Source organism: Nocardioides sp. CF8 (assembly GCF_000389985.1).
Classification (GTDB): Bacteria; Actinomycetota; Actinomycetes; order Propionibacteriales; family Nocardioidaceae; genus Nocardioides; species Nocardioides allogilvus.
On sequence record NZ_CM001852.1, the window covers coordinates 109,118 to 135,281 of the forward strand.

The window sequence follows — 26,164 nt, forward strand, 5'->3', positions numbered from 1 at the left end:
CCGCCGGCTGGGCGGTCGGGGCGGGTGCGGCGGGCGCCGGGGTGGGGGTCGGGGCAGGTGCCGCCGGGGCAACCTGGTTCGGGGCGGGCTCAGCCGGCGCGGGCGACGCCGCAGCAGCAGTGGGACGGGCGGGTCGGTCGGCGGGCGTGCTCACCGCACCCGACACGTCGAGACGGCGCTCGATCCGGTCGAGCCGGGCCATCACGCCGTCGCTGGTGTCGTCGGCGCCCGGCAACAGGACCCGCGCGCAGATGAGCTCGAGGAGCAGGCGCGGCGCGGTGGCGCCACGCATCTCGGTCAGCCCGGACGCGACGATGTCCGCGGCACGGCTGAGCTCGACCGCACCGAAGCGGGCGGCCTGGGCGACGAGGCGCTCGCCGGCGTCCTGGGGCACGTCGAGCAGGCCGGAGGCGGGGGCCTCGGGCACCGCAGCCACGATGACGAGGTCACGGAGCCGGCGCAGGAGGTCCTCGGTGAACCGGCGCGGGTCGCGACCGGTCTCGACGACCTTGTCCACGACGCCGAAGACGGCCGCACCGTCGACAGCGGCGAAGGCGTCGACCACCTCGTCCAGCAGGGTCTCCGGCGTGAAGCCGAGCAGCGCGGCGGCCAGGTCGTAGGTGACGCCCGCGGATCCGGCGCCGCCCATCAGCTGGTCGAGGACCGAGAGGGTGTCGCGAGCCGAGCCACCACCGGCGCGCACGACGAGCGGCAGCGCGGCCGGCTCGATTGCGACCTTCTCCAGCTCGCACAGCTGGCTGAGGTAGTCGGAGAGCTGGCGCGGCGGGATCAGCCGGAACGGGTAGTGGTGGGTGCGCGAGCGGATCGTCGGCAGCACCTTCTCCGGCTCGGTCGTGGCGAAGATGAAGCGCAGGTGGGGCGGCGGCTCCTCGACCAGCTTGAGCAGGGCGTTGAAGCCCTGGTTGGAGACCATGTGGGCCTCGTCGATGATGTAGATCTTGTAGCGGTCGCGCACCGGGGAGAAGAAGGCCTTCTCCCGCAGGTCACGCGCATCGTCGACACCACCGTGGGACGCCGCGTCGATCTCGATGACGTCGATCGAGCCGCCGCCGCGCCGGGCCAGCTCGCGACAGCTGTCGCACTCCCCGCACGGGTCGGCGATCGGCGCACGCGCGCAGTTGAGCGCGCGGGCCAGGATCCGGGCCGAGGTCGTCTTGCCGCAACCGCGCGGTCCGGAGAAGAGGTAGGCGTGGTTGACCCGGTCGTTCGCGAGCGCGTTTCGCAGCGGCTCCGTGACGTGGTCCTGACCGATGACCTCGGCGAACGTCTCGGGCCGGTAGCGGCGATACAGCGCCAACGGTGACTGGGGGGACTCCACGACCTGAACCCTACGCACCGGCACCGACAGCGACCACAGGGGAACGACCGTGGGTTTCGTGACGGCTCGCGCGTGCTGTCGCTGCGCTCCCACGGGCTCGGACCTCGGGGCATGAAAAGGCCCCCCACGCACCCGACAGAGCTCGTCTGCCCTTGCTGCCTTCCGGCCCTGGGGGAGTTCAACAAGATGCCGCCACGTGGGGGGTTGGCGCAGAGTCTAGGTGAGGCGCCCGGCTGCGCCCAACCGGGCCCGCCCGGCGCCGTACGACGCGATCGAGGCACTCGATTTCACGCGCCGTCAACCGACCGGTACGCTCCTCGGCGGAGGATTCGCCTAGTGGCCTATGGCGCTCGCTTGGAAAGCGGGTTGGGTGTGAAAGCCCTCAGGGGTTCGAATCCCCTATCCTCCGCCAGTCGCAACGGCGCCGGTCTCGACCGGCGCCGTTCGCCATTTCAGCGACAGCTCGAGACGGATCCTCTCGACGTCGCGCGCGGCCCGACAACCGGCTCAGCGGCGGGTGAGCGAGCGCAGCATGAACGCCAGCGCCAGCAGCGCACCGCCTGCGAGCCCGCCCCACAGCAGCAGGGCGCGCGAGGAACCGAAGAGGTCGAGCCGGGCCGGCGGGGGCGGCGGCATCGAGTCGCGCCGGTCCTCCGAGACCGAACGCTCGATCCGGCCGTTGCGTCGCGGGTCGAGGGAGCGGGTGAGCGCGTCGTGGGCCTGGACGACGCCGGCGCCGGTCCACGGGTTCGTGGCGGACTCCGACCCCTCGGTCGTCGCCATCAGCCGGGCGACGGTCTGCTGCGGTGTGTCGCGCGGGTAGTGCGCCCGCAGCAGCGCCACGACCCCGCTGACCTCGGCAGCGGCCCACGAGGTCGCCAGCTGGTCGACGTGGCAGCGCTGGCCGTTGGCGTTGACCGAGAGCGCGTCCACCGTGGGCGCGGCGAGGTCGGTGTCCAGGTTGGGCACCGTGGAGCCGATGGCCGAGCCGCCGAGCGGCGGCGCGGCACTGACCGCGAGCACGCCGGGATAGTCGGCGGGATAGACGGACGCGTCGTTGTCGGGCGTGCCCTTGAACGTCTCGGAGGGCTCCGCGGCGTTGCCCGCCGAGGCCACCACGACGACGTCGAGCTCCAGCAGTTCCTTCACGGCACGGCGCAGGTTGGGGTCGTCCTTCGTGACCGAGAGCGCGATGTTGACCACCTCGAACGGGTTGGTGCGGTGCAGCGCGATCGCCTGGTCGATCCCGTCGGCGATGCCCTGGGAGGTGACGTCCTTCTCCTGCTGCGACACGTCCGCCGGCGAGGTGTCGAAGACGCGGACATCGATCACCCTGGCTCCCGGCGCCACTCCCTCCGGTCCCGCGATCAGGCCGGCGACGATCGTGCCGTGGCCCGACAGCAGCGGCCCGCCCGCGTCCGGCAGCGCGACCGCGGCCGCCAGGTCGATTCCGAGGCCGGCTGCGACACCGCTGTCGATGACGGCGACGCCGACGCCGGAGCCGTCGGTGACCTCCTGCGCCTGCGGCACGTGCATCCGCTCCAGCGGCGGGTTGTCCCGCTCCGTGCTGTCGGCCAGGACCTCGGTCCCCGGGATGTCGGCCTCCGAGCAGACCCCGCCGTCCGCGGCGTACGCCGATGGCAGCACGCCCGCAACCGCCGTCCCGGCGAGGGGCAGCACGCCGACCACACCAGCCGCCAGCAGCCCGGCGGCGGACCGACGCCTCATGACTCCTCGGCGGAGGCGTCCTCCGGCGGGGCGTCCTCGGGCACCCGTCGGGCCGAGTTGACCGACAGCTCGACCTTGTCGTCGAAGAAGCCCATCCACGCGCTCGGCACCACCGGTGCGTCCGTGTCGCCGTAGCCGATGTAACCCGGCACCTCGGCCCCGATCAGCTGGTACTTGTAGCCGGCGGAGTCGATGACGTAGGGCGTGCCCTCGGTGCCCGCGTCGTCCCCACCGGACAGGACGTAGGCGCCGCCCGCGGGCTGCACCTCAACGCGACGCCGGCCCTGGGCGAGGCCCTCGGGGGACGCGTCGCCCGTCGGTTCGTCGGCCAGCGTCACCCGGTGGGGCTCCCCGGAACCGGGGTGGAGGACCGCACACATCTCCTCCGCCAGCACGGGCGTCGGCAGGTCGTCGGGCCACTCGGTGGGGTACGCCGCGGGCTGGGTGCCGCCACGCGGGGCGGCATCGACCGGCTGGGTGCCGGGGCCGACGGCGTCGTAGATCGTGGCGGCGAACGCGGACAGCTGCTGCGGGCCGTCGTCGGCCAGCAGGTAGGCGTCGCCATCGGGGGTGGTCAGCAGGTCACCGACGCGGTAGCGCGAGAGGTCGGTCTCGACCTCGGGGCCGTAGTCGACCGGGCCGGAGCCGGTCACCCCGAAGGAGTCCTGGGTCAGCGAGCCGCCGCGCGGAAAGAGGTTGAGCCAGTCCGCGCTGACCTCGGGGGCCTGCTCGGTGGACCCGAAGCCCAATCCGGTGGCGATCGTCCCGGCGTCGGCCAGGGTCGGCGGCAGCTCGAAGCGGTGGGCCGCCCCCTCGGGGCCGGAGCTGTCCGGCGCGATCAGCCACAGCGATGCGCCCTTGCGGACGAGGAACGCGGACCCGGCCAGCTCGTCGACCGCGGGGCTCGGATCGACCGCGACCTGGATCCCGGCGGCGGGCGCCGTGCACGCCGTCCAACCGTCCTGGATCAGGCCCTCGGGGTCGGGCAGGCCCGCGGGCGCGTCGTCGATGCCAAGGTCCTCGCCGAGGGTCACCTCGCGGATGTACTTGTCCCGCACCTGGAAGGGCGCGAGGTCGGGCTCGCCGAGCAGCAGCTGGGCGGAGATGTAGTTGGGCACGCGCCGGATCACCGGGTCGTCGCCGCCCTCGAGCACGACGTACTGCTCGCCGGTGTCCTTGCTGGTGACGAAGCTGCCGGCCTCGAGCCACTGGGAGTTGGGGCGACCGATGAGGAAGCCCGCGATGGCGGCTCCGGCCAGCAGCAGCAGGGAGATCGCGACACCACCGATGAGCACCCGGCCCGGGCGCACCGGCTCGACCTCGCGACCACCGGGCGCGCCGCTGATGAAGGCGGTGACCAGGCGACGCTTGCTGAACGAGTGGGCCTCGACCAGGTCCTTCTTGGTGGCCACCCTCAGCCCCTGATCTTGTCGAAGAAGCCGGCCGCGACGACCATCAGCGGCAGCAGCGACAACAGGGTCGCCGTCTCGACGGCGTCACCGATCCGTCCCCGGCGTACCGACGGCGAGGCGGGCACGAGCGTCGACACGAGGAGTACGGCGCCGACGACCGCGAGAGCGATGGCAGCACCCGCGCGCCACCCGTCGTGGATCAGCAGCATCGACAGCGCGGTGGAGACCAGACCGAGGATGCCGGAGACCAGCCCGGCCAGGACCTCGGAACCCGCTCGATATTGGCGGGTGCGGAACATGACGGCCAGGCAGCACACGCCAGCCAGGATGGTGCCGAAGACGCCGCGGCTCACGGCCAGCGGCGCCAGCAGCACGAGCAGCGTGCCCACGGTCGCCGACACCGCGAGCAGGATCTCGTGTGCGACACGGGCGTCGGCACCGACCTGCGCGAGGTCGATGTCGTCGGGGTCGGCGGTGATGTCGTGCAGGGAGTAGATCTGGTCGACCTTCGTCCCGGTGACGCCCAGCGCCAGCCACGGGAAGATGCTGCCCGCCAGCACGACCAGGGTCATCAGCACGGTGAACACGACGCTCGGCTCGAAGTCGGAGACCTGCATCAGCAGGCCGCTCGCGGCGAGCACCGCACCCACGACGATCGCGGGGATGACCAGCGAGCGCCCCTCCTGCAGGCCCGCCACGGCCACGACACCGACCAGCAGCATCGCCGCCCCGGCGGTCGCCAGCGGTGCACCGAAGAAGTCAGCGGGCAACGGCCACTGCCACGAACCCAGCTCACCGGGGGCAAGCAAGAGGCCGGCGACGCCGGCGTAGACGACAGCGATCAGGGCGACCGCGACACCCGCATCCGGCTCGTCCTGGCCACGGGCCAGCACGATGCCGCCGACGACGAGCAGCAGGGCGGCGGTGGCAGCCGCGAGTCCGCCCATGATGCTCTCGCCCTGGAGCAGCAGCGCCAACGCACCCAGGCCGAGCAGGAGGCCTCCGGCCCCGAGGGCGGTACGGCGACCGGCGGACGCCTCCCAGGGCTTGAGCTCGTGCTCGACGACGTCGGCCATGGCCTCGACGATGTCGTCGTAGACCCTCGGGGCCTCGTCGTCGATGCCGGCGGTGACGGTCAGCAGGCCGCCGTCCTCGATGCCCTGGATCAGCAGGCCGGCGTCACCCGCGAGCCGGCGCCCGTCCTGGGCGACGAGGCGGTAGCCGCCGTACACGGTGCTCGCATCGAGCAGGCCGACGCTGCGCGCGAGCTCGGGCACGAGCTCGGCGACCGGGACCGCGCCCGGGAGGACCAGGTCGACGCGGCGTGAACCCGAGGCGACGGTGACCCGGACGAGGCCGGATCCGACGGGCGTCGTCTGACTCATGCTGTGGTCCCCCGTGTGGTTCGTGGTTCGGCGATGACACTGCCCGGCCTCCGAGTGGCCCGCTCGCCGATCGGTTGCAGACTATATGGATCGCGGGGCCGGTCATGAAGGCCCGCACACGACCGAGGCCGGCCCCCCGAAGGGCGGCCGGCCTGGAGTCCAGCTGGTCGTGGTGCGACTCAGAAGCGGCCGGCACCGCGAGCGTCAGCGGCCTTGTACTCCTGGTTGGACGTGTCGACGTTCTGACCGGCCTGGTTGAGCAGGATGATCATGTCGGTGATGGCCTTGTCCCAGGTCGCCTTGGCCTCGCGGTAGGCCTCCTTGGCCGCACCGGTCCAGTCGCTGGCGAGCGGCTTGAGCTCGTCCTCGAGGGTGTTCAGGCGGGCCTCGATGTCCTTGGCCGCGGCGATCACGTCGGCCGCGCCGGTGTCAAGCTTGCCGTGCTCTACTTTGATTCCGTCGAACGACATAACTGTCTCCTTCTAGGTCTGTGGTGGTCGCGGCGGTCAGCCGAGGCGGTTCTGCAGGTTGAGGTGGGAGTCGGACTGCGCCTGGTCGGTGGCGACGTTGTCCTTCTCGGTCTCGATCATCGAGGCGGCCAGCTGGTCGAGCGCCTTGAGGATCTGCTCCTGCTTCTCCTGCCAGGCGAGCATCAGGTTGCCGAAGGACGAGGCACCCTGGCCTCCCCAGCCGGCCATCATGTCGTTGACCCGGTCACCGACGGTGTTGCACTTCGTCTTGACGTCCCCGCGGGCCGTGTTGACGAACTCGGCTCCCCTGGAGAGCGCCTTTTCTGTCTGGCTGAGGTTGCTCATCTCAATCCTTCCCCCTCGGCGGGTCTGTCCCGCCAGAGTTCACTGTGTGGGTGCTGCTCTGACTGTGCCGCTCGGGGAGACGTCCCGGCCCCCCGCGCTGAGGTCGATGTACCCGGGCACTGGAGCGCTAAACATCAAGAAGTCATTTCCCACAGGGCGCGGAAGAGTCCGGACGCCACGACCGTCGCCGCGAGGGCCAGCGCTCCGCTCAGCCCCTCGGCCACCTCGGCCTTGCGCGACCACCAGACCGAGCGCCACCCGCGACCCGTGGCGACGGCCGCCGCGAGGCTGATCGCGCCCAGGGTCGTGACGCCCACCAGGCACCAGGTCGTCCACGTCGTCGTGAGGTCGCCGATCTCGAAGGCGACCAGCCACGCCCAGCACGCCAGACCGGCCGCACGCAGCAGCCGGCGCGCTGCGGCGTGCCTGTACTGCCGGGCAGCGAGCAGGATGGCCGCGCCGGCGAAGAAGGCCAGGCACCTGGCCCCGATCCGGTCCAGGTCGATGCTCGCCGTGTGCAGGAGCAGCGGGGTGGCGATCAGGGCGATGAGCAGGATCGCGGCGCAGGATGCGGTGACCGTGCGCGTGGCGTCACTGACCAGGCGGTGCATCGCCGACTCCGGGATCACCAGGCGCCCGCGGCGACTGCTCGTCTTGTCGCGCGCCGACCACGCCGTCACGGCGAGCCGGTCGAGATCGAGGAGCGCCTCGTCGGGTACGTCGATGGCGAGCGAGGGAGCGAAGCGCGCACCGAGCATGGCCAGGACGAGGAGGACCGCCCAGGAGACGCGGTCGTTCCACTCCATCAGCGGACTGATCGCACACACCCCGAACACGAGGCAGCCGACGACGATCCACACCGTCAGCACCTGGTCGCGGTCCTCGACCATGGCCCGGGTGATCGCGGCGGTCAGCGCTGCCGCCAGCGCACCCACGGCCACCACCGCCCCGGTCAGCTGGTCGCCGGGCTCGAAGAAGGCGGCGAACGCGGCGGCCGCGGCGAAGGCCGGCGCCGCGGCGGTGCGCTGCCTCGCGTGCCGTCCCCACGGGAGCGCGGCGGTGAGCGCACACGCCATCAGGACCCCCACGGTGACGGTGCGCAGTGCCGCGTTGCCCGACAGGGCGGCGTACCAACCGGACAGGGCGGCGGCACCGGCGGCGAGGCTCAGCACGACCGCCGCGACCTGGGGCGTCTCGGCGACGAGCTGGGCGCCGGAGCCGTCGTCGTCGCTGGCCCTGGCCCGGCGCACGCCGGTGGCCGCGATCAGCACGGAGCCCGACTCGACCCCCATCTCGGCGATCGCTCGGTCGGCACGGAGGTGCTCGCCGAGCGCGGTCTGGAGCAGCGGGATGCCGGTCATGCCGGCCTGGTCGGCGTAGGCCCGGCCGACGTCGACGGGGGTGGCACCGATCGGGACCACGAGGTCGAGCACGCCCACGGGGCCGTGCACGCTGATCGCGATCGTGGCGGCAGGCCCGGAGGATGTGCTCACCTCGGACACCGCATCGGACACAGCTCCCCCTTGACCTCGTGCACGCCGACCTCCGAGTCCGGCCGACCCTGTGCAGGGTAGTAGGTGGCCGACGACCCACCTATCATCGTCGCGAATGACCGGGCCTGCATCGACCGGCGAGCCCATCGTCTCGAGGGGGAACGCGTGAGCACAGCACTGCGAGGCGGGCACCGGCTCGACGAGCCGGAGATGCCCGGCGGGCAGATCGTCCTGCAGCCGCCGCCGGAGCTCCAGGACAACGAGGGCGCCAGCGGTGTCCTGATGAACGCGATCCCGATGCTCGGCAGCCTCGGCTCGATCGTGCTGGTCGCGACCATGGGCGGTGGCGGCAACCGCACCCGCAGCTTCCTGGCGGCCGGCATGTTCCTGTTCGCCACGCTCGGCTTCATCATCGTGCAGATCGACCGGCAGCGGAAGCAGCGTGCACAGCAGGTCACCGGCTCGCGCACCGAATACCTGCGCTACCTCGCCAACATCCGCAAGGTCGCACGCAACGCTGCCGACCAGCAGCGTCGCGCGCTGATGTGGCACCACCCCGAGCCGACCGCGCTGCCGGCGCTGGCCGAGGAGCGCACCCGCCTGTGGGAGCACGGCCCGGGCGACGACAACTTCCTGCACGTCCGCTACGGCCTGTGCGCCCAGCCTCTGTCGCTGGAGCTGATCCCGCCGGAGAGCGCACCGGTCGACCAGGTCGATCCGGCAGCCGCGTCCGCGCTGCACCGACTCCTCGTCGTACACCGCCTGCAACCCAACCTGCCGGCCTCGATCGACCTGCGCGCCTTCGACCGGATCGAGCTGTGCGGTCCCGAGGAGGACGCCCGCTCGGCCGCCCGCGCGATGATCTGCTCGGCCACCGCCTTCCACAACCCCGACCAGCTCGTGGTCGCGGTGCTCAGCTCGGAGGCCAACCTCACCCACTGGGATTGGGTCAAGTGGCTGCCGCACGCCCAGAGCTCGCGCGAGATGGACGCCGTCGGACCGCGGCGCCTCGTCGCCACCTCGATCGACGACCTGGGCAACCTGCTGCCGCCCGACCTCAGCGACCGGCCCCGCTTCGGCGCCGACGAGCGCCCGCCCACGCCGCACATCCTGCTGGTGATCGACGGCGGCCACCTGCCGCCCGGCAACCACGTCGTGCCGCCCGACGGGCTGCACGGCGTGACCCTGCTCGACATGCCCGCGCGCTGGGACGAGCTCGAGGACTCCACGCGGCTGCGCCTGCAGTTCGCCGAGGGCCGCCCGGAGCTCGACAAGCTGCCCGTGCTCGGGATCCGCCTGCGCGAGGAGCCCGTCAAGGCCCTGATCGACCAGTGCGACCTCGCCACCGCCGAGGCCTTCGCGCGCCGGCTGGCGCCGCTCAAGACAATCAGTGCCGACGCCTCCTCGGGCAGCGCCGTCGACATCACCTCGGCCAACCCCGACCACATGGAGCTGCTCGGGCTCGGCGATATCCACACCTTCGACCCGACCAGCTCGTGGCGCCCGCGCCCGGCCCGCGACCGACTGCGGGTGCCGATCGGCATCGGTGACTCGGGCGGCCTGATCCACCTCGACATCAAGGAGTCCGCCCAGCAGGGCATGGGGCCCCACGGCCTGTGCATCGGCGCCACCGGCTCCGGAAAGTCGGAGTTCCTGCGCACGCTGGTGCTCGGCCTGGTCATGACGCACTCGCCCGACCAGCTCAACCTCGTGCTCGTCGACTTCAAGGGTGGTGCGACGTTCGCCGGCATGGCCGACATGCCGCACGTCTCGGCCGTCATCACCAACCTCGCCAACGAGCTCACCCTCGTCGACCGCATGCAGGACGCCCTGTCCGGTGAGATGGTGCGTCGCCAGGAGCTGCTGCGCGACGCGGGCAACTACGCATCGGTGCGCGACTACGAGAAGGCGCGCGCCAATGGCGAGGACCTCGCCCCGATGCCGTCGCTGTTCATCGTCGTCGACGAGTTCTCCGAGATGCTCTCCGCCAAGCCGGAGTTCATCGACCTCTTCGTCGCCATCGGCCGGCTCGGCCGCTCGCTCGGGCTGCACCTCCTGCTGGCGTCCCAGCGGCTGGAGGAGGGTCGCCTGCGCGGCCTCGAGTCCCACCTCTCCTACCGCGTCGGCCTGCGCACCTTCTCGGCCGGCGAGTCGCGCGCCGTGCTCGGCGTGCCCGACGCCTACGAGCTGCCCGCGGTCCCCGGTCTCGGTTACCTGAAGCCCGACCAGTCCACGCTGCTGCGATTCAAGGCGGCGTACGTCTCGGGGCCGCCCAGCGGCCGGGCCCGGGTCAGCCGCGACGAGGGCGGCCACGTGCGCGGCATCCTGCCCTTCACGATCTCCGAGGTCCTCGCGCTCGAGCCGCTGGAGAGCGAGGACGACGTGGTGTCGATGCCGGTGCAGCAGCAGGGCGAGCAGCCCTCGCTGCTCGACATCGCGGTCGACCGGATGATCGGTGTCGGCAACCCCGCACACCAGGTCTGGCTGCCGCCGCTCGACGTCCCCGACACGCTCGACGAGCTGATGCCCGACCTCGTGGAGGATCCCGAGCTCGGCCTCGTCTCGCCCCAGTGGCGCAACCTCAACGGCCTGGTGATCCCGCTCGGCACCGTCGACCGACCGCGCGAGCAGCGCCGCGACACGATGACCCTCAACCTGTCGGGCGCCTCGGGCCACGTCGCCGTCGTCGGCGGTCCGCGCTCCGGCAAGAGCACCCTGCTCCGCACGATCGTCACCAGCATGGGCCTCGTCTCGACGCCGGCGGAGTCGCAGTTCTTCGTGCTCGACTTCGGCGGCGGCACGTTCGCGCCGCTGTCGCGGTTCCCGCACGTCTCGGGTGTCGCGTCCCGGTCCGAGCCCGATGTCGTACGCCGTGTGGTCGCCGAGATCCAGGGCGTGGTCGATCGCCGCGAGGCCTACTTCCGCGAGCAGGGCATCGACTCGATCGAGACCTACCGCAGCCGTCGGGCCCAGGGCCGCGCCGACGACGGCTGGGGCGACGTGTTCCTGGTCATCGACGGCTGGAGCACCCTGCGTGCCGAGTTCGACGACCTGGAGATCGAGCTCCAGCAGCTCGCCGGTCGCGGTCTGACCTTCGGCCTGCACATCATCGCCGCGTCCACGCGCTGGGCCGACTTCCGCGCAGCGATGCGCGACGTCTTCGGCTCCAAGCTCGAGCTGCGGCTCGGCGACCCGGTCGACTCCGAGATCGACCGCAAGGTCGCTGCCCTGGTGCCGACCGGTCGGCCGGGTCGAGGCCTGGTGCCGAGCAAGCTGCACTTCCTCGGCGCGCTGCCGCGGGTCGACGGCGACGGGGACTCCGCCACGCTGGGTGAGGGCGTCGACGACCTCATCGAGCGCGCGACGGCCGCCTGGAAGGGCGCACCCGGGCCCAAGCTGCGGCTGCTGCCGGAGCTCATCAGCCTCGACAGGATCCGTGAGGACGCCGTCCGCCGCAAGATCGACGAGAAGCGCATCCTCATCGGCATCAACGAGAAGGAGCTGGCTCCGGTCGCGATCGACGTCAACGCCGAGCCGCACCTGCTCATCTACGGCGACGGCCAGTCCGGCAAGAGCGCGCTGCTGCGCAACTACGTCCAGGAGGTCATGCGCACGCGGACCCCGAAGGAAGCGCAGATCGTCATCGTCGACTACCGGCGCTCGCTGCTCGGCGAGGTCCCCGACGAATACCTCCTCAACTACCTCACCTCGGCCACCCAGGCGACGCCGACGCTCAAGGACATCGCGGCCTACCTCGAGAGCCGGATCCCCGGGCCCGACGTCACGCCCGACCAGCTGCGCAACCGGTCGTGGTGGACGGGGGCCGAGGTGTTCGTCGTGGTCGACGACTACGACCTCGTCGCAACCGCCCAGTCCTCACCGGTCCAGGCCCTGCAGCCGTTGATGGCGCAGGCGCGCGACACCGGGCTCCACCTCGTCGTGGCCCGCCGCGTCGGTGGCGCGTCGCGCGCGTCGTACGAACCCGTCCTGCAGTCGATGCGCGACCTGGCGATGCCCGGCATCCTGCTCTCCGGTCCGCGCGACGAGGGTGCCCTCATCGGCAACCTGCGCCCGCAGCCGGCGCCGCCCGGCCGCGCTCGCGTCGTCACGCGTGACAAGGGGATCGAGGTCGCGCAGCTCGCGTGGACCGACCCGACGACGTGAGTGATCAAGACGAGCGGGCGACCGAGCTCACCAGGCACTACGTCCGCGTGCGCAGCCGACTCAGATGAATCTCCACGCGTGTGCGTGGAGATTCATCCCTGGACCGATGCTCGAGCCTGAAAGTCCACGCATGTGCGTGGAGCTTCATGACCGCTACGTCAGCTCGACGGTTGCACGCCCCCGACTCAGTCAGTGGTCCTCTTCGCCTCGCCCTCGGTGGACGTATCCACCATCCCGCCGCCGCTGACGGCCTCATTGGCCTCCTGATCCGCCGATGGCGGCTCCTCCTCGGGCAGCGAGCTGGGGGTCCCGAGTGTTCCGCCCCGACCGGAGCCGGTCCCGGTCTCCTGCGTCTCGACGTCGGTGGCTTCCGGGTCGTCGGCGCGGTCGCGGCTGCTGTAGTCCTGGCTCATCCTGTGCTCCTCGGGTCGGGGGCCGCCGACCGAGATCGCCCGGCGGGAACCTGGCGGTACCCAGATGGAGCACCCGCAGACACCGGAGCGGTGCCCTGGGGCAACAGTTCAGGCGGGGTGCTGTCCGCGCGAGCGCGCGCCCTGCTCGATGGTCGAGCCGGCGACGGTGGTCTTCTTCTCGAAGATCCGCTCGTAGCCGGTGTGGGACATCCGCCAGCCCTCGGGCGTGCGGACGTAGCGGTCGGAGTAGAGCGCCGCGCCCTCGAGCGCGAAGTCGAAGGCCGGCGCGTAGACCTGGTCGTGGAGGTACCACGTGCCGGTGGCCGAGTCCCCGTCCACGCGGATCTCCGGGTGGTGGCCATGGTGCATCGTCACCAGGTCGGGCACGAGGGAGGTCCTGATGAACGCCAGGATCGCGTCGAGGTCGGCACAGTCCTGGGTGGGGTACGTCGCTGTCGCCTCCGGCACGAAACAGGCCGCGAGACCGGGCCAGTCCTTGGTGTCGATGCAGCGGAAGTAGGCGTACTTCAGCTGCCGTATCTCCTCGAGGTCCAGCAGCAGGCGCAGGTCGTCTCCGTGGGTCATCGGCGGCCGGACTTGAACATCCCGCGGGCGACCTCGCGCGCCGCCGTACGCATGAAGTCCTTGAAGGCACTGGACCGCACCACGTCCATGACGATGCCGTCGTCGTCCTTCTTCGCCTGCTTGGTGACGCGCTCGACCTTCTGCTCGCGCGCCATCTCCTTGACCTTGGCGTCCTCGGCGGCCTTCGCCGCGCCCTCCTCGATGCGGGCGGCGAGCTTCTCGCGGGCGGACTCGCGGTCGATGACCTCGCTGTACTTCGCGAACAGTGGGCTGGCCTTGACGGCCGCCTCCATCACGGCGGTCTCGGCCATCCCCATCAGTGACTCGGGGGCTCGCAGCCGGGTCCACGCGACGGGGGTGGGTGCACCGCGCTCGTTCATCACGGTCACGACCGCCTCGCCGATGCCGAGGCTGGTGATCACCTCGCCGAGGTCGTCGTAGGCGGAGTTGGGGTAGGTGTTGACCGTCTGCTTGAGCGCCTTGGCGTCGTTGGGCGTGTGGGCGCGGAGCTGGTGCTGGATGCGCGAGCCGAGCTGGGCCAGCACCTCGTCGGGCACGTCGGTGGGGCTCTGCGTCACGAAGAAGACGCCGACCCCCTTCGACCGGATCAGTCGCACCGTCTGGGCGATCTGGTCGAGGAACGCCTCGGAGGCGTCGTCGAAGAGCAGGTGTGCTTCGTCGAAGAAGAAGACGAGCTTGGGCCGGTCGATGTCGCCGACCTCGGGCAGGTCGTGGAAGAGGTCGGCGAGCAGCCACATCAAGAACGTGGAGAACAGCGCGGGGCGGTCCTGCAGGTTGGGCAGCTCGACCAGGCTGATCACGCCCTTGCCGTCCGCGGTGACCTTGAGCAGCTCGCTCGACTCGAACTCCGGCTCGCCGAAGAACGTGTCGGCGCCCTGGCTCTGGAAGGAGATCAGCTCGCGCAGGATCACCCCGGCGGTGGCGCTGGAGAGCCCGCCGAGCCCCTTGAGGTCGGCCTTGCCCTCGTCGCTGGTGAGGAACTGCACGACGGCGCGCAGGTCGGCGAGGTCGAGCAGCGGCAGCCCGGCCTGGTCGGCGTAGTGGAAGACCAGCCCGAGGCTCGACTCCTGAGTGTCGTTGAGGCCGAGCACCTTGCTCAGCAGCATCGGCCCGAAGGACGTCATCGTGACGCGGAGGGGCACGCCGATGCCCTCGCCCCCGAGGGCGTAGAACTCGGTCGGGAAGCCGGTCGCGGTCCACTCCTGGCCGACGGACGTGGCCCTGGCCTCGATCTTCTCGCCGCCCTCGCCGGGGACGCTGAGGCCCGACAGGTCGCCCTTGATGTCGGCCGCGAAGACCGGCACCCCGTTGGCGCTGAGCTGCTCGGCGAGGAGCTGCAGCGTCTTGGTCTTGCCGGTGCCGGTCGCGCCGGCGACGAGGCCGTGGCGGTTGAGCATCCCGAGCGGGATCCGGATCTGCACGTCGGAGAGGTCGGTCGCGTTGAGCATCAGGCCGCCGAGCTCCAGCGCGGTGCCCTCGAAGGCGTAGCCGGGCGCCACGGCAGCGGTGATCGGGTCCTGTGGTGCCGGCTGCTCGGGAGTCTGCGTCATGGGCGGAAGCCTAGTCAGGACGAGCGGCCCGGGACGCGGGGTTCGGGTGCGTCGATATAGTCGCGCCGTGATCTTCAAGGGGGTGGGCCAGGGACGTCCCTACCCCGCCCACGGGCTGGAGCCTCGCGACTGGGCCAAGATCCCGCCGCGGCAGGTGCGCCTGGACCACCTGATCACCACGAAGGACACGCTCCAGCTCGCGACCTTGCTGGACGACGACTCGACCTTCTACGGCGACCTCTTCGCCCACGTCGTCGAGTGGCAGGGCGACCTCTACCTCGAGGACGGCCTGCACCGCGCCCTGCGCGCCGCCCTCCACCAGCGCAACGTCCTGCACGCACGAGTCCACGAGGTGGCGGCCCCATGACGGCATCCCTGAAGTCCGCGCTCACCCTGCTCGCACTCGGAGCCCTGCTCGTCATCGCAGCGGTCTGGGGCTGGCACGCGGTCACGAAGCCGTTCCCCAGCACCGAGCCGCCTCCGCTGTGCACCGACGTCACCGTCAACACCGGCACCGAGGTCTTCCGCGACCAGGTCGCCGTCAGCGTCTTCAACGGCAGCAACCGCAACGGCCTGGCCGGCGCGACGATGGCGCAGCTCGAGGAGCGTGGCTTCGTCGGCGCCGACAGCGACAACGCCCCGACCAAGGTCGCCGGCGTCCAGATCTGGACCGACCAGCCCCGCAACGCCGCCGTGCGGCTCGTGGCCCGTCAGTTCAAGGCTGCGAAGATCGTCTCGGGCGACGAGCTCGGCCGCGGGATCGTGGTCGTGGTCGGCGAGTCGTTCAAGGCGCTGCGCAAGAAGGAGGTCGAGTCGGTCACCGCCGTGGAGACCTCCACCTTCTGCAGCCCGTCCGCCGGCCAGTAGGCCCTAGTCCCGCTGCGGGTTCCCGTCGCCGAGCCACTGGGCCAGTCGACCTCCGGACGACACCTGGCGCAGCCGCTCCTCGGTCGCCTCCCGCGACCTGCGCGGCGTCACGACGAGCAGGTCGTCACCGTGGCGCAGCACCGTGCGTCGTTCGGGCACCAGCATCTTGCCCTGGCGGATGACCAGCGACACCGAGGCGCCGGCCGGCAGCCGGAGCTCACCGACCTCGACGCCGTGCATGCGTGAGCTGGGCGCCAGCGTCACCTGCAGCAGGTCGGCCGCCACCCGTTCCAGTGGCGCCGCCTCGACATCGAGCCCGCGGGGCTCGGATCTCCGCGCGACCCGCAGCACGCGGGCGACCAGCGGCAGCGTCGGCCCGGTCAGCAGGGTGTAGACGACCACCATCACGAACACGATGTCGAAGAGCTTGTCGGCGCCGTCCACACCCTCGGCCAGCGGGATGGTCGTCAGCACGATGGGTACGGCGCCGCGCAGCCCGGCCCAGGAGATGAAGGACAGCTCACGCCACGGCATGGGTTGGGCGACCGAGCTCACCAGGACCGAGAGCGGGCGGGCGACGAAGGTGAGGATCAGCCCGGTCACGATGCCCAGGCTGACGATCTCGAGGGTGATGCGATCCGGCGAGAGCAGCAGGCCGAGCATGACGAACAGCCCGATCTGCGCCAGCGACGCGAGCCCCTCGGCGAACGACCTGGTCGCCACCCGGTGCGGGAGGTCCTGGTTGCCGAGCAGCAGCGCGGCGACGTACACGGCGGCGAAGCCGGAGGCGTGCAGGGCCGAGGCGCCGCCGTAGGCGACGAAGGCCAGGCAGAGCACGGAGAGCGGGTAGAGACCGGACGACGGCAGCGCGACGCGGCGCATGATCCAGGCACCCACGACGCCGGCCAGGACTCCGATCAGGGCGCCGACCGCGAGCTCGAAGACGATCAGGCCGGCGACGTGGAGGAGCCCGCTCTCCGCGGCGGCACCGGTCGAGATGACGGAGACCAGGACGACGGTCGGGGCGTCGTTGAGGCCCGACTCCGCCTCGAGCGCGCCCGTCAGGCGCTTGGGCAGCGGCACGACGCGCAGCACCGAGAACACCGCAGCGGCATCGGTCGGGGAGCAGACCGCGCCGAGCAGGATCGCCAGCTCCCACGGCAGGCCGAGCAGGAAGTGTGCGCCGACCGCGACGACCGCCACCGAGACGGCCACCCCGACGGTCGCCAACGAGACGCCGAGCCTGATCGAGGGGCGCATCTCGCGCCAGCTGGTCGTCAGGCCGCCTTCGGCCAGGATCAGCGCGAGCGCCCCGAAGCCGAGCGCGTGTGCGAGCTGGGCGTCCTCGAAGTTGATGCCGAGCACCGACTCGCCGAGCAGGACGCCCATGAGGAGGTAGAACAGCAGGCTGGGCAGGCCGACCGTGGCCGAGAGCCGCACCGCGAGGATCGCCACGAGCGTGACGAGCGAGCCCACGAGCAGGAAGGAGTCGAGCTGGTGGACATCGAACGTCACTCGCGCCTCATTCCTCGTCGGCTCGGAGTCGGGTCCTGATCCTATCGGTGCAGGGCTCCCGGCAAACTGCAACGTGTTCTAGTCTGGCGCCATGGTCGAGACCAAGGGCACCGCGCTGCCGTCCGTGCTGGACGAGTCGTCGCTGGCAGGAGCGGAGGCTTTCGACGTCGTCGTCGTCGGCTTCGGGATGGCAGGCGCGTGCGCGGCCCTGGAGGCGGCCCGCGCCGGCGCCCGGGTGCTGCTGCTCGAGCGCGCGGCCGTCCACGGCGGCACGTCGTCGATGTCGGGCGGCCACTTCTACCTCGGCGGCGGCACCGCCGTACAACGCGCCACCGGACACGACGACTCACCCGACGCGATGTTCGACTACCTGATGGCCGTCACGCCCTCGCCCGATCCGGTCAAGATCCGGGCGTACGCCGACGAGTCGGCCGCCCACCTCGACTGGCTCGAGGCACTGGGGTTCGAGTTCGAGCGGTCGTTCTTCCCGGGCAAGGCCGTCATCCAGCCCGGCACCGAGGGGCTGATGTTCACCGGCAACGAGAAGGTCTGGCCGTTCCGCGACCGGGTGACGCCTGCACCCCGCGGGCACAAGGTGCCCAGGCCGGGTGACACCGGCGGTGGCGGGCTGGTGCTCGACCTGCTGGCCGAGCGGATCGCCGAGACCGACGCGGAGGTGCGCTTCGAGACCGGTGCGACCAACCTCGTGACCGACGCGTCCGGTGCCGTCGTCGGTGTCGCGTGGAGGCGCTTCGAGGAGACCGGCGTCGTGCGCGCCGGCTCGGTGGTGATCGCCGCCGGGGGCTTCGTGATGAACCCCGACATGGTCGCCGCCCACACGCCTTCGCTCGGCTCCAAGCTCTTCACCCTCGGCTCGACCTACGACGACGGGCTGGGGCTGCGCCTCGGGAAGTCCGTCGGCGCCGCGTGGGAGCACATGGACGAGGCCTTCATCACCGCTCCGTTCTACCCGCCCTCCGACTTCGTCAAGGGCATCGTCGTCAACCAGGAGGGCCGGCGCTTCGTCGCCGAGGACTCCTACCACTCGCGGACGTCCTCCCACGTGATGGAGCAGCCCGGCTCCGCCGCCTACCTCATCCTCGACAGCGCACACATGGCCGAGCCCGCGATGCCGCTGTGCCCGTTGATCGACGGGTGGGAGACGGTCGAGGAGATGGAGGCCGGGCTCGGGCTGCCGACCGGCTCGCTCGTCTCCACCCTGGCGGCCTACAACGAGCACGCGCACGCCGGCGAGGACCCCGAGTTTCACAAGCACCCCGACTGGCTGGCCCCGCAGGACCAGGGGCCGTGGGGAGCCTTCGACCTCACCTTGGGCTCGGCGCTCTACGCCGGCTTCACCCTCGGCGGGATGGCGTGCGACGTCGACGGCCGCGTCCTGTCCGAAGGCGGGAACGTCATCACCGGCCTCTACGCCGCCGGCGCCTGCGCGGCCAACATCGCCCAGGACGGCGCCGGCTACTCCTCCGGCACCCAGCTCGGCGAGGGCTCCTACTTCGGCCGGCGGGCCGGGCGTCATGCCGCCGCATCTACATTGCCTGCATGACTTCCCGCCTGGCCGTGGCCCAGCGCGCCAACGTGCCGCCGTTCCACGTCATGGACCTGCTGGCCGCGTCAGCCGAGCGCCAGCGCACCCACGGCGACCTGGTCAACCTCGTGGCCGGCCAGCCCAGCACGGGCGCACCGCAGCCGGTGCGCGACGAGGCGATCCGGCTGCTCGGCGGGTCCGACCCTCTCGGCTACACGGTGGCGGCCGGCGTCCCGGAGCTGCGGGAGGCGATCGCCGTACACCACCGGCGTCAGCACGGGATCGACGTGAGTGCCGACGACGTGGTCGTCACGACGGGCTCCAGCGGCGGCTTCCTGCTCGCCTTCCTCGCGGCCTTCGAGCCCGGTGACCGGGTGGCCATGGCGCGGCCCGGCTACCCCTGCTACCGCAACGTGCTGACGGCGCTGGGGTGCCAGGTGGTCGAGATCCCGTGCGGGCCCGAGAACCGCTTCCAGCCCACCGTCGAGCAGCTCGAGGCGTGCGGCGACATCAAGGGGCTGGTCATCGCCAGCCCGGCCAACCCGACCGGCACCATGCTGCTGCCCGCCGAGCTCGCCGCGATCGCGAGCTGGTGCGAGGACGCCGGGGTGCAGCTGGTCTCCGACGAGATCTACCACGGCATCGAGTACGCCTCGCCCGCCCTGTCGCGCAGCGCGTGGGAGACGTCGCGCGAGGCGATCGTCTTCAGCTCGTTCTCGAAGTACTTCTCCATGACCGGCTGGCGGATCGGCTGGATGCTGGTCCCCGAGCGGCTGCGCCGGGCCGTCGACATCCTCACCGGCAACTTCACGATCTGTCCGCCGGTGATCGCACAGTGGGCCTGCGTCGCGGCGTTCACGGACGCGTCGTACGCCGAGCTCGACTCCCACGTCGAACGCTATGCCGGCAACCGGCGACTGCTCCTGGACGGCCTCGCCTCCCTCGGCATCGACCGCCTGGCGCCGGCTGACGGCGCGTTCTACGTCTATGCCGACGTGGGCCACCTGACCGACGACTCGATGGCCTTCTGCCACCGCCTGCTGGCCGAGACCGGGGTCGCGCTCGCACCCGGCATCGACTTCGACACCGAGGTGGGCGATCGCCACGTGCGGCTCAGCTTCGCCGGGCCGCAGGAGGCGGTCCGGCTCGGGCTCGAGCGCCTCGGGGACTGGCTGCCCGCACAGGTCATGTGAAAGCAGACCCACCTGACGGGTTTGAGATCCACCCGCCCGGGGAAGGGCGGTGCACAGGTAATGCACGGGGACGACGAAGAAAGGTGTGATCCGATGTACGGCGACTCAGCCGCATCGCGAAAGCGTGTCGCCCAGCTGCGCGAGCAGGGCGGCGACATCCGCGCCGCAGCCGACCGCCTGGTCGCCCAGGCCGAGAGCGTCCCCTGGCACGGACGGGCTGCCGAGGCCATGCGCACCCGCATCAAGGAGCGCGCCAACCACCTGCGTGTCGCCGCCGGCCACCACGAGACGGCCGCCGACTCGCTGGCTCGCCACCTCACCGAGGTCGACGCCCGCAAGGAGGCGATCGAGGCGACCCGCCACCGCGCCGAGTCCCTCATGACCGACGCCGCTTCACGGATCGCAGCGCTCGAAGCCCACGGCGAGGCACACCCTGCGGACGAGGATGCCGTCCTCGCCGCCTTCACTCCCCCTCCGGCCGGTCACAAGGACTGGCTGAGCGTCGAACTGCCGGGACTCTGACATGGTGACGATCGACCTGACCACGCCCCCGCCCGCGGCTGCCAGCTTCCTCGACGGCCTGCCCCGCCGCATCGCCCTCACGCTGCCCGAGCTGCGCCACGTCGCGAGCCTCGCCGGCGACGCGCCCCTCCCCTTCGACCTCGTCGAGGCCTCGGGTCCCGCCGGCCTCGAGGGCCGCCTCGGCCAGTCCCGCGGCTCCGCCGAGGACCAGGCGTACGCCGCCGCGCTGGCCTCGCTCCACGACGCCGACGAGTCGCTGCGCCGCCGCGGCCTGATCACCGACGAGGGGATCGACCCCGGCCTGACCGGCGCGATCGGCCTGCTCGCCACCCCCACGCTCGCCCTCGACCTCGACGTCGCGGCCCCCGGATCCCAGGTCAAGGCCTGGCACCGGCAGGCCGGCGGCGCGGTCGCGACGCTGGCCACCAGCGACGGACTGGTCTTCGAGCTCGCGTGGTTCGCCGCCGACCAGTGGCCCGGTGAGCTCGCCCGCGTGGCCGCCATCCCCGGCGACGTCGCCCTGGGCGAGTCCTCGGTCCCCGAGGAAATCGACCTGCCCTTCCACCTCGTCGACGCGATCGGCGAGGCGCTGCGCTCCGGTCGGTCCGACCTGGTGCCGGTGCTGATGAGCCAGCACGGCGACGGCATCGCGGACGGCCGGGCCGAGCCCCTCGACGACACCGTCGCCGCGACCGCGGTCGGCGCCATCCACACCGAGGGCCGTGGCCGGCTCCGGGTGCTGGCCGCCCGGGTGTCCGACGAGGAGGCGACCGACGTCGGCCTGGTGTCGTGGGTGTTGCTGGCCGACGGCTGGCACTCCCTCTCGCCGCACACCACCGATGCCGAGTCCAGGCTCCGCGTGCGCCGTACCCTCCCCGCCGATCTCGCCACCGAGCTCGCGCCCGTCCTCGCCCAGGTGATCGCATGAGCACTCCCCCGCACGCCCAGACCCCCGGCGGCCGACGCATCTCCGAGGCCGCCGTCGAGGCCGACAAGTACCACCAGATGCTCGCGCTCGCCGACTTCTTCGACGCCTCGGGTGCCGAGATGCGCGAGCGTGCCCGGCTCGGCGGCGCGATCCTCGCCGACCCCGACGTGGCGGACTCCGCGGAGCTCTCGGAGGCGACCCATGCCCAGGCCGAGGAAGACATCCGCGCCGCCACGACCGGCAAGCACGGCCTGCTGACCCGCTCGGTCGAGCTCGATGCCGACGCCCTCGTCGTGCGGGCCACGGTCCTCACCTACCAGTGGATCGACGAGCTGCAGGCCGCGGCCTTCAAGACCCTCGGCTCCATCGCGGGTCGTGCCATCGGCTACCTCGCTCCCGAGGTGGCCCTCGGTGGCGCCATCGTGTCGGCGGGCCTGATCGAGACCGACTCGCTCGACCGCGACGGTGTCGCGGCCTACCTCAACGAGCTGGCCGACAGCCACCCCGAGCTGATGGAGCACCTCACCGACGGTGGCGGGCTGCTCGAGGGCCTGCAGATGCGCTCGCTGCTCACGGCCGGCGTCATGTCCTCGGAGAGCGGCGCCGCTGCCGCGCGCGGCGGCCTGCGTGCGATCGGTGTCGAGCCCTTCCCCACCGACGCGGCCTCCGCACTGCGCGACGCGGCCGCCGGGTTCGCGGAGATCCCCGCCGATCCCGCCGGCGAGCCCGCCGCCGACGCGGCCCTCCCGGCCTCGATCGAGGACCTCATGGTCAAGCTGACCACCGCCGATCGCCGGATCAGCGTCCAGCGCATCGGCGCGGGCCGCTACATCGCCTACCTCCCCGGCAACAAGGCCCACGAGGGTGGTCGCCTGCGACTCGTCGGCAACGACAACACGACCTACGTCCGTCAGGTCGTGCGCGCGATCGAGCAGGCCGTCGACGGTGAACCGGGCGCCCGCGTGATGCTCGTCGGTTCGTCGTACGGCGGCGCAGCGGCGGCCGAGATCGCGTCGGCGGCCGCCTCGCCGGCCTTCGTCGTCGACCAGGTCGTCACCGCCGGCGCCCCGTCCGCCCAGGTGCCCTCCATCCCGGAGGAGACACGGGTGCTCTCCCTGGAGGACCGGGCCGACCCGGTCGCGCTCCTCGGGTCGCTGATCAACGCCGACGTCGCCAACCGCGTCACGGTCGTCTACGACGGCGCCGACGCGGGCGAGCAGCCCTACGTCGCCGGCGGCCGCGCGGCCGACTCGGCCCAGCACCCGGGCCTGCGCGCCGAGATCCGCCGGATCACCGAGCTGGGCTACCTCGCCGGCTGAGTCCCCATCGAGATCGCGGAGACGAACTCCTCGAGCTGGGTGAGGTTGCGGCACTCCACCATCGGCACGATCTCGCCGTAGGCCGGGGCCGCGCTGTCACCGGTGCCCCAGTGCCGGGTGTGCTCGGGGTTGAGCCACCACACGTGCCGCACCGCGTCCTCCAGCTCACGCAGGACGGGCAGCGCGAGGTCGCTGTAGTTGGAGCGCGCGTCGCCCAGGATCAGCAGCGACGTCTTCGGCCCCAGGGCGTCGGCGTGCTCCTCGGCGAACTTCGTGAAGGCGCGGCCGTAGTTGGTCCGCCCCCACAGCGCTGCGTGGGCGGTGCTGGCAGCGAGGTTCTCCATGACCTCGACGACGTCCCCGCCCGGTGTGAAGTGGTGGGTGACCTCGTGGACGTGGTCGACGAAGGTGAAGGCGCGCACCTTGTGGAACTGCTCGCGCAGCGCGAAGACGAGCAGCAGGGTGAACTGCGCGAAGTTGGCGACCGAGCCACTGACGTCGCACAGCACGACGAGCTCGGTGCGGTGGGGTCGCTTCGGGCGGTGGTGGGTCTCGATCGGCACGCCGCCGGTGGACAACGACGCGCGGACCGTGCGCCGGAAGTCGAGCGCCCCGCGGCGGCGCGCGTGCTGCTGCTTGGTGAGCCGGGTCGCGAGCCGGCGGGCGAGGGGATAGATCTCGCGCCGCATCTCCTCCAGGTCGGAGCGGCGGGCCGCGGTGAAGTCGAGCCTGTCGATGGTCGGTCGGACCACGATGTTCGCGACGTGCTCGGGTCCCTTCTCCTCCGCGATGCGGCGACGCGCGTCGTCCTCCACGAGGCGGGTGAAGGAGCCGATGCGACGCCCGGCGATCCGTTCGGCGTCCTCCTCGACCATGCCGTCGGCCATCAGCCCGGCGACCAGCTGCCCGATGAGCTGTTCCGGGGAGACGCGCTGGAGAGCGGTGTACGCCGACCAGCTGGACAGCCCCGGACCACGGCCGGGCATCGCGCCGAACCTGCCGACCGCCTCGACCGCGAGATCCTGCAGCCGCTGACCCTCCGCGTCGGTGTCGGCGAGCGCGTCGGCCAGCTCGTCGGTGAACCTGGTGAGCGCCGCCCCGTTGTCGCGCACGCCGTCGGACTCCGGCTCGCCCACCACCCCGACGCCGACCAGTCGTGGGTAGTAGAGGTCGAAGATCGCGTCGAAGGTGACGCGTTGGGCCTGCTTCTTGACCAGCGTGGCGGCGTACGCCGTGCGCACCACGTCGCGCTCTCCCCACCCGATGCGTCGCATCGCCTCGATCGCGTCGAGACCCTCGGCGAGTGAGACGGACAGGCCCGCCGAGCGCAGCGCCTCGATGAAGCCGATGTGGGTGTCGAGCAGGGTCATTTCCCGGCCAGTCTCAGTTCCTTGACCGCGCGTGCCTGGTCGGAGGAGTGCTTGAGGACGACACCCAGCGTGCGCTGGATCGCCGCCTCGTCGAGGTCACCGATCTCCAGCGCGATCAAGGTGCGCGCCCAGTCGACCGACTCGGCGATCGAGGGCGCCTTCTTCAGCTCGAGCTCGCGCATCCGGGCGACCACGTCGACCAGCTGCTTGGCGACGGCGTCGTCGAGGCCGGGGACCTGCGAGGTGACGATCTCGCGCTCCCGCTCGGCGTCGGGATAGTCGAGGTGGAGGTAGAGGCAACGACGCTTGACTGCCTCGGACAGCTCGCGGGTGGCATTCGAGGTGAGGACGACGAAGGGCCGGCGGGTCGCGGACACGGTGCCCAGCTCGGGGATGGTGACCTGGAAGTCGGACAGCACCTCGAGCAGCAGCCCCTCGACCTCGACGTCGGTCTTGTCGACCTCGTCGATGAGCAGCACGGTCGGCTCCTCGCGGCGGATGGCGGTCAGGAGCGGGCGGGTCAGCAGGAACTCGTCGGTGAAGATGTCGTCGTGGGTCTCGCTCCACGCCTGGTCGGCACCGCTGGCCTGGATGCGCAGCAGCTGCTTCTTGTAGTTCCACTCGTAGAGCGCGCGGGCCTCGTCCAGGCCCTCGTAGCACTGCAGCCGGATCAGCTCGGCGCCCGTGGAGCGGGCCACTGCCTTCGCGAGCTCGGTCTTGCCGACGCCCGCGGGGCCCTCGACCAGCAGCGGCTTCTCGAGCGCGCCGGCGAGATAGGCGGTCGTCGCGGTCGCTGCGTCCGCGAGGTAACCGGCCTCGTGCAGGCGGGCGCTGGCGTCGTCGGGGCTGCTGAACCAGGTCACCCGGCGGAGCCTAACGCTTGGCGGAGGAGGCGGGATTTGAACCCGCGGTAGCTCTCGCTACGACCGCTTTCAAGGCGGTTCCGATAGGCCGCTCCGGCACCCCTCCTCGTGCCGCCCGAGGACGGCACTGCAGCATTCTAGGAGATGCGGTGGGGCTACTCCGAGCCGCCCAGCTCGAGCTCGACGTCGTCGTAGGCCAGGTCGTGCAGCCGCTGCAGGTGGTGGTTGATGTCGGTGAGCAGTCGCAGGCCCTGCATCCGGACCTGGTCGAGGTCGGGACTCTCGAGCACCTCGGGGCCCAGCTCGCCGATGCGGGCCAGCAGGGCGCGGCGCTCACGCAGCGCGGTGCCGCGGCGCGCGCTCAGCCAGGCGTCGTCGGGGTGCTCCGACTCGCGCATGAGCACGTCGCGCACGCCGGTCATGCGTTGACGCACGGTCCAGCGCCAGTTGCCCGCGGCGACGCCCCCGACGTCGCGGGGCGCATCGAGGGCGCGGTGCAGCTCTGACAACGCGGCGGTGGCACTCGTCATGCGCGGCCTCCCGGAGTGGTTGACGTTGACAGTGATGATCCGAGTGTGACCCGCACCACAGAGTTGGACAAGGGCTGGATTGGCACAACCTCGGCCGCCTGTGTTCAATCCTCACGTGCCGTCCGAATACCGAGTCGCTCCCCCCGTCGCTGCCCGACTGATGGGGGTGCTGCTGATCGCCATCGCGGCGCTGGTGTTCATCACCACCGGGCTGGTCGCCTTCCTGGACCTGCACACCGCCCTCCTGCTGGTTCCTGCGCTCATCGGGATCGGTGCCCTGCTGACCGGCGCGGTCGTCCTCGGCCGCCGTGGCTGGGTCGTCCGGTTCACCGAGGACGGCTACCGCGTCCAGTGGGTGCGCGGCGTCGGCGTCGCCGCCGCTCGCTGGAAGGACGTCGAGGACGCCGTCACCACCACCTCGGCCGACTCACCCGTCGTCGTGCTCCGCCTGCGCTCGGGGGCGACGACCACCATCCCCGTGGAGCTGCTGGCCGGTGATCGTGAGGATTTCGTCCGCGACCTGCAGGCCCATCTCCAGCGCGGACACGGCTTGCGGCCGCTCTGAGGAGCCTGCGCGAGGGCCGGGTCGGGTGCGATTCGGCAAAG

Annotated in this window: 23 protein-coding genes, 2 tRNA genes and 1 other RNA gene; 10 read left to right on the forward strand and 16 right to left on the reverse strand. The window is 71.6% G+C overall.

What is annotated here, in order from left to right:
* Together CF8_RS00545 and ffs are read right to left on the reverse strand one after the other, a co-directional pair.
* The coding region (locus CF8_RS00545; RefSeq protein ID WP_198016919.1) for a DNA polymerase III subunit gamma and tau at nt 1-1,339 on the reverse strand (1,339 nt) is incomplete at its 3' end.
* 115 nt (nt 1,340-1,454) lie between these two features.
* Nucleotides 1,455-1,545: signal recognition particle sRNA small type (ffs, locus tag CF8_RS21300), an RNA gene on the reverse strand.
* Between the two features lie 116 nt (nt 1,546-1,661).
* Here ffs and CF8_RS00550 point away from each other — a divergent pair.
* Nucleotides 1,662-1,751: transfer RNA gene (locus CF8_RS00550), tRNA-Ser, on the forward strand.
* A gap of 95 nt (nt 1,752-1,846) precedes the next feature.
* Here the strand turns inward: CF8_RS00550 and CF8_RS00555 are convergent.
* The 6 genes from CF8_RS00555 to CF8_RS00580 form a co-directional block, all read right to left on the reverse strand.
* Entirely contained in the window at nt 1,847-3,067 is a 1,221-nt protein-coding gene (locus CF8_RS00555) for a S8 family serine peptidase (RefSeq protein ID WP_036489912.1), read from the reverse strand.
* Nucleotides 3,064-4,479 carry a type VII secretion protein EccB gene (locus tag CF8_RS00560; protein ID WP_010831194.1) on the reverse strand — a complete coding sequence of 472 codons (1,416 nt, stop codon included), beginning with the start codon at nt 4,477-4,479 and terminating at the stop codon, nt 3,064-3,066. Before CF8_RS00560 ends, CF8_RS00555 begins: the two co-directional genes overlap by 4 nt.
* A gap of 2 nt (nt 4,480-4,481) precedes the next feature.
* On the reverse strand, nt 4,482-5,864 hold the full coding sequence (eccD, locus tag CF8_RS00565; protein ID WP_010831195.1) for a type VII secretion integral membrane protein EccD: 1,383 nt from the start codon (nt 5,862-5,864) through the stop codon (nt 4,482-4,484).
* 179 nt (nt 5,865-6,043) lie between these two features.
* Nucleotides 6,044-6,334 (reverse strand): WXG100 family type VII secretion target, encoded by a 291-nt coding sequence (locus tag CF8_RS00570; protein ID WP_010831196.1) that lies wholly within the window; start codon nt 6,332-6,334, stop codon nt 6,044-6,046.
* A 36-nt stretch (nt 6,335-6,370) separates the two neighbouring features.
* Nucleotides 6,371-6,679, reverse strand: coding sequence for a WXG100 family type VII secretion target (locus tag CF8_RS00575; RefSeq protein WP_010831197.1), 309 nt, complete (start codon nt 6,677-6,679; stop codon nt 6,371-6,373).
* A 134-nt stretch (nt 6,680-6,813) separates the two neighbouring features.
* Nucleotides 6,814-8,172 carry a hypothetical protein gene (locus CF8_RS00580; RefSeq protein WP_156887115.1) on the reverse strand — a complete coding sequence of 453 codons (1,359 nt, stop codon included), beginning with the start codon at nt 8,170-8,172 and terminating at the stop codon, nt 6,814-6,816.
* 165 nt (nt 8,173-8,337) lie between these two features.
* Between CF8_RS00580 and eccCa the strand changes: the two genes are divergently transcribed.
* Complete coding sequence (gene eccCa / locus CF8_RS00585) at nt 8,338-12,336, forward strand: type VII secretion protein EccCa (RefSeq protein WP_010831199.1); 3,999 nt, start codon at nt 8,338-8,340, stop codon at nt 12,334-12,336.
* Between the two features lie 185 nt (nt 12,337-12,521).
* Here eccCa and CF8_RS00590 read toward each other — a convergent pair whose 3' ends face one another.
* The 3 genes from CF8_RS00590 to CF8_RS00600 form a co-directional block, all read right to left on the reverse strand.
* Nucleotides 12,522-12,749 carry a hypothetical protein gene (locus CF8_RS00590; RefSeq protein WP_010831200.1) on the reverse strand — a complete coding sequence of 76 codons (228 nt, stop codon included), beginning with the start codon at nt 12,747-12,749 and terminating at the stop codon, nt 12,522-12,524.
* Between the two features lie 108 nt (nt 12,750-12,857).
* Nucleotides 12,858-13,334, reverse strand: coding sequence for a nuclear transport factor 2 family protein (locus CF8_RS00595; protein ID WP_010831201.1), 477 nt, complete (start codon nt 13,332-13,334; stop codon nt 12,858-12,860).
* Nucleotides 13,331-14,905 carry a helicase HerA-like domain-containing protein gene (locus tag CF8_RS00600; protein WP_010831202.1) on the reverse strand — a complete coding sequence of 525 codons (1,575 nt, stop codon included), beginning with the start codon at nt 14,903-14,905 and terminating at the stop codon, nt 13,331-13,333. Before CF8_RS00600 ends, CF8_RS00595 begins: the two co-directional genes overlap by 4 nt.
* A 67-nt stretch (nt 14,906-14,972) precedes the next feature.
* On the opposite strand from CF8_RS00600, the gene CF8_RS00605 reads away from it, so the two are divergent.
* Complete coding sequence (locus tag CF8_RS00605; protein ID WP_010831203.1) at nt 14,973-15,272, forward strand: type II toxin-antitoxin system VapB family antitoxin; 300 nt, start codon at nt 14,973-14,975, stop codon at nt 15,270-15,272.
* Nucleotides 15,269-15,772: a LytR C-terminal domain-containing protein gene (locus CF8_RS00610; protein ID WP_010831204.1), complete on the forward strand. Its 504-nt coding sequence runs from the start codon at nt 15,269-15,271 to the stop codon at nt 15,770-15,772. The genes CF8_RS00605 and CF8_RS00610 overlap by 4 nt, the downstream gene beginning before the upstream one ends.
* A 3-nt stretch (nt 15,773-15,775) precedes the next feature.
* Here CF8_RS00610 and CF8_RS00615 read toward each other — a convergent pair whose 3' ends face one another.
* A complete protein-coding gene (locus CF8_RS00615; protein WP_010831205.1) occupies nt 15,776-17,287 on the reverse strand; it encodes a potassium/proton antiporter in 1,512 nt (503 codons plus the stop codon).
* Between the two features lie 91 nt (nt 17,288-17,378).
* Between CF8_RS00615 and CF8_RS00620 the strand changes: the two genes are divergently transcribed.
* From CF8_RS00620 to CF8_RS00640, 5 genes are all read left to right on the forward strand, one after another.
* The gene (locus tag CF8_RS00620; RefSeq protein WP_010831206.1) at nt 17,379-18,851 is read left to right on the forward strand and encodes an FAD-binding protein; all 1,473 of its coding nucleotides are present in this window, start codon (nt 17,379-17,381) and stop codon (nt 18,849-18,851) included.
* Nucleotides 18,848-20,026, forward strand: coding sequence for a pyridoxal phosphate-dependent aminotransferase (locus CF8_RS00625; RefSeq protein ID WP_036489915.1), 1,179 nt, complete (start codon nt 18,848-18,850; stop codon nt 20,024-20,026). Before CF8_RS00620 ends, CF8_RS00625 begins: the two co-directional genes overlap by 4 nt.
* Nucleotides 20,027-20,119: 93 nt before the next feature.
* On the forward strand, nt 20,120-20,548 hold the full coding sequence (locus CF8_RS00630) for a hypothetical protein (RefSeq protein ID WP_036489917.1): 429 nt from the start codon (nt 20,120-20,122) through the stop codon (nt 20,546-20,548).
* A 4-nt stretch (nt 20,549-20,552) separates the two neighbouring features.
* Entirely contained in the window at nt 20,553-21,476 is a 924-nt protein-coding gene (locus tag CF8_RS00635; RefSeq protein WP_156887116.1) for a hypothetical protein, read from the forward strand.
* Nucleotides 21,473-22,795, forward strand: a complete 1,323-nt coding sequence (locus CF8_RS00640; protein ID WP_010831210.1) for a hypothetical protein — start codon at nt 21,473-21,475, stop codon at nt 22,793-22,795. The genes CF8_RS00635 and CF8_RS00640 overlap by 4 nt, the downstream gene beginning before the upstream one ends.
* Here the strand turns inward: CF8_RS00640 and CF8_RS00645 are convergent.
* The 4 genes from CF8_RS00645 to CF8_RS00660 all read right to left on the reverse strand — a co-directional run bounded on the left by CF8_RS00645 (nt 22,780) and on the right by CF8_RS00660 (nt 25,558).
* Nucleotides 22,780-24,165 (reverse strand): vWA domain-containing protein, encoded by a 1,386-nt coding sequence (locus CF8_RS00645; protein WP_010831211.1) that lies wholly within the window; start codon nt 24,163-24,165, stop codon nt 22,780-22,782. The genes CF8_RS00640 and CF8_RS00645 overlap by 16 nt on opposite strands.
* Nucleotides 24,162-25,028, reverse strand: coding sequence for an AAA family ATPase (locus CF8_RS00650; protein ID WP_010831212.1), 867 nt, complete (start codon nt 25,026-25,028; stop codon nt 24,162-24,164). The genes CF8_RS00645 and CF8_RS00650 overlap by 4 nt, the downstream gene beginning before the upstream one ends.
* An 18-nt stretch (nt 25,029-25,046) precedes the next feature.
* A tRNA-Ser gene (locus CF8_RS00655) sits at nt 25,047-25,134 on the reverse strand.
* A gap of 49 nt (nt 25,135-25,183) precedes the next feature.
* Entirely contained in the window at nt 25,184-25,558 is a 375-nt protein-coding gene (locus tag CF8_RS00660) for a hypothetical protein (RefSeq protein WP_010831213.1), read from the reverse strand.
* Between the two features lie 115 nt (nt 25,559-25,673).
* Here CF8_RS00660 and CF8_RS00665 point away from each other — a divergent pair, with 115 nt between their 5' ends.
* Complete coding sequence (locus CF8_RS00665; protein ID WP_156887117.1) at nt 25,674-26,123, forward strand: hypothetical protein; 450 nt, start codon at nt 25,674-25,676, stop codon at nt 26,121-26,123.
* Nucleotides 26,124-26,164: the final 41 nt, after the last annotated feature.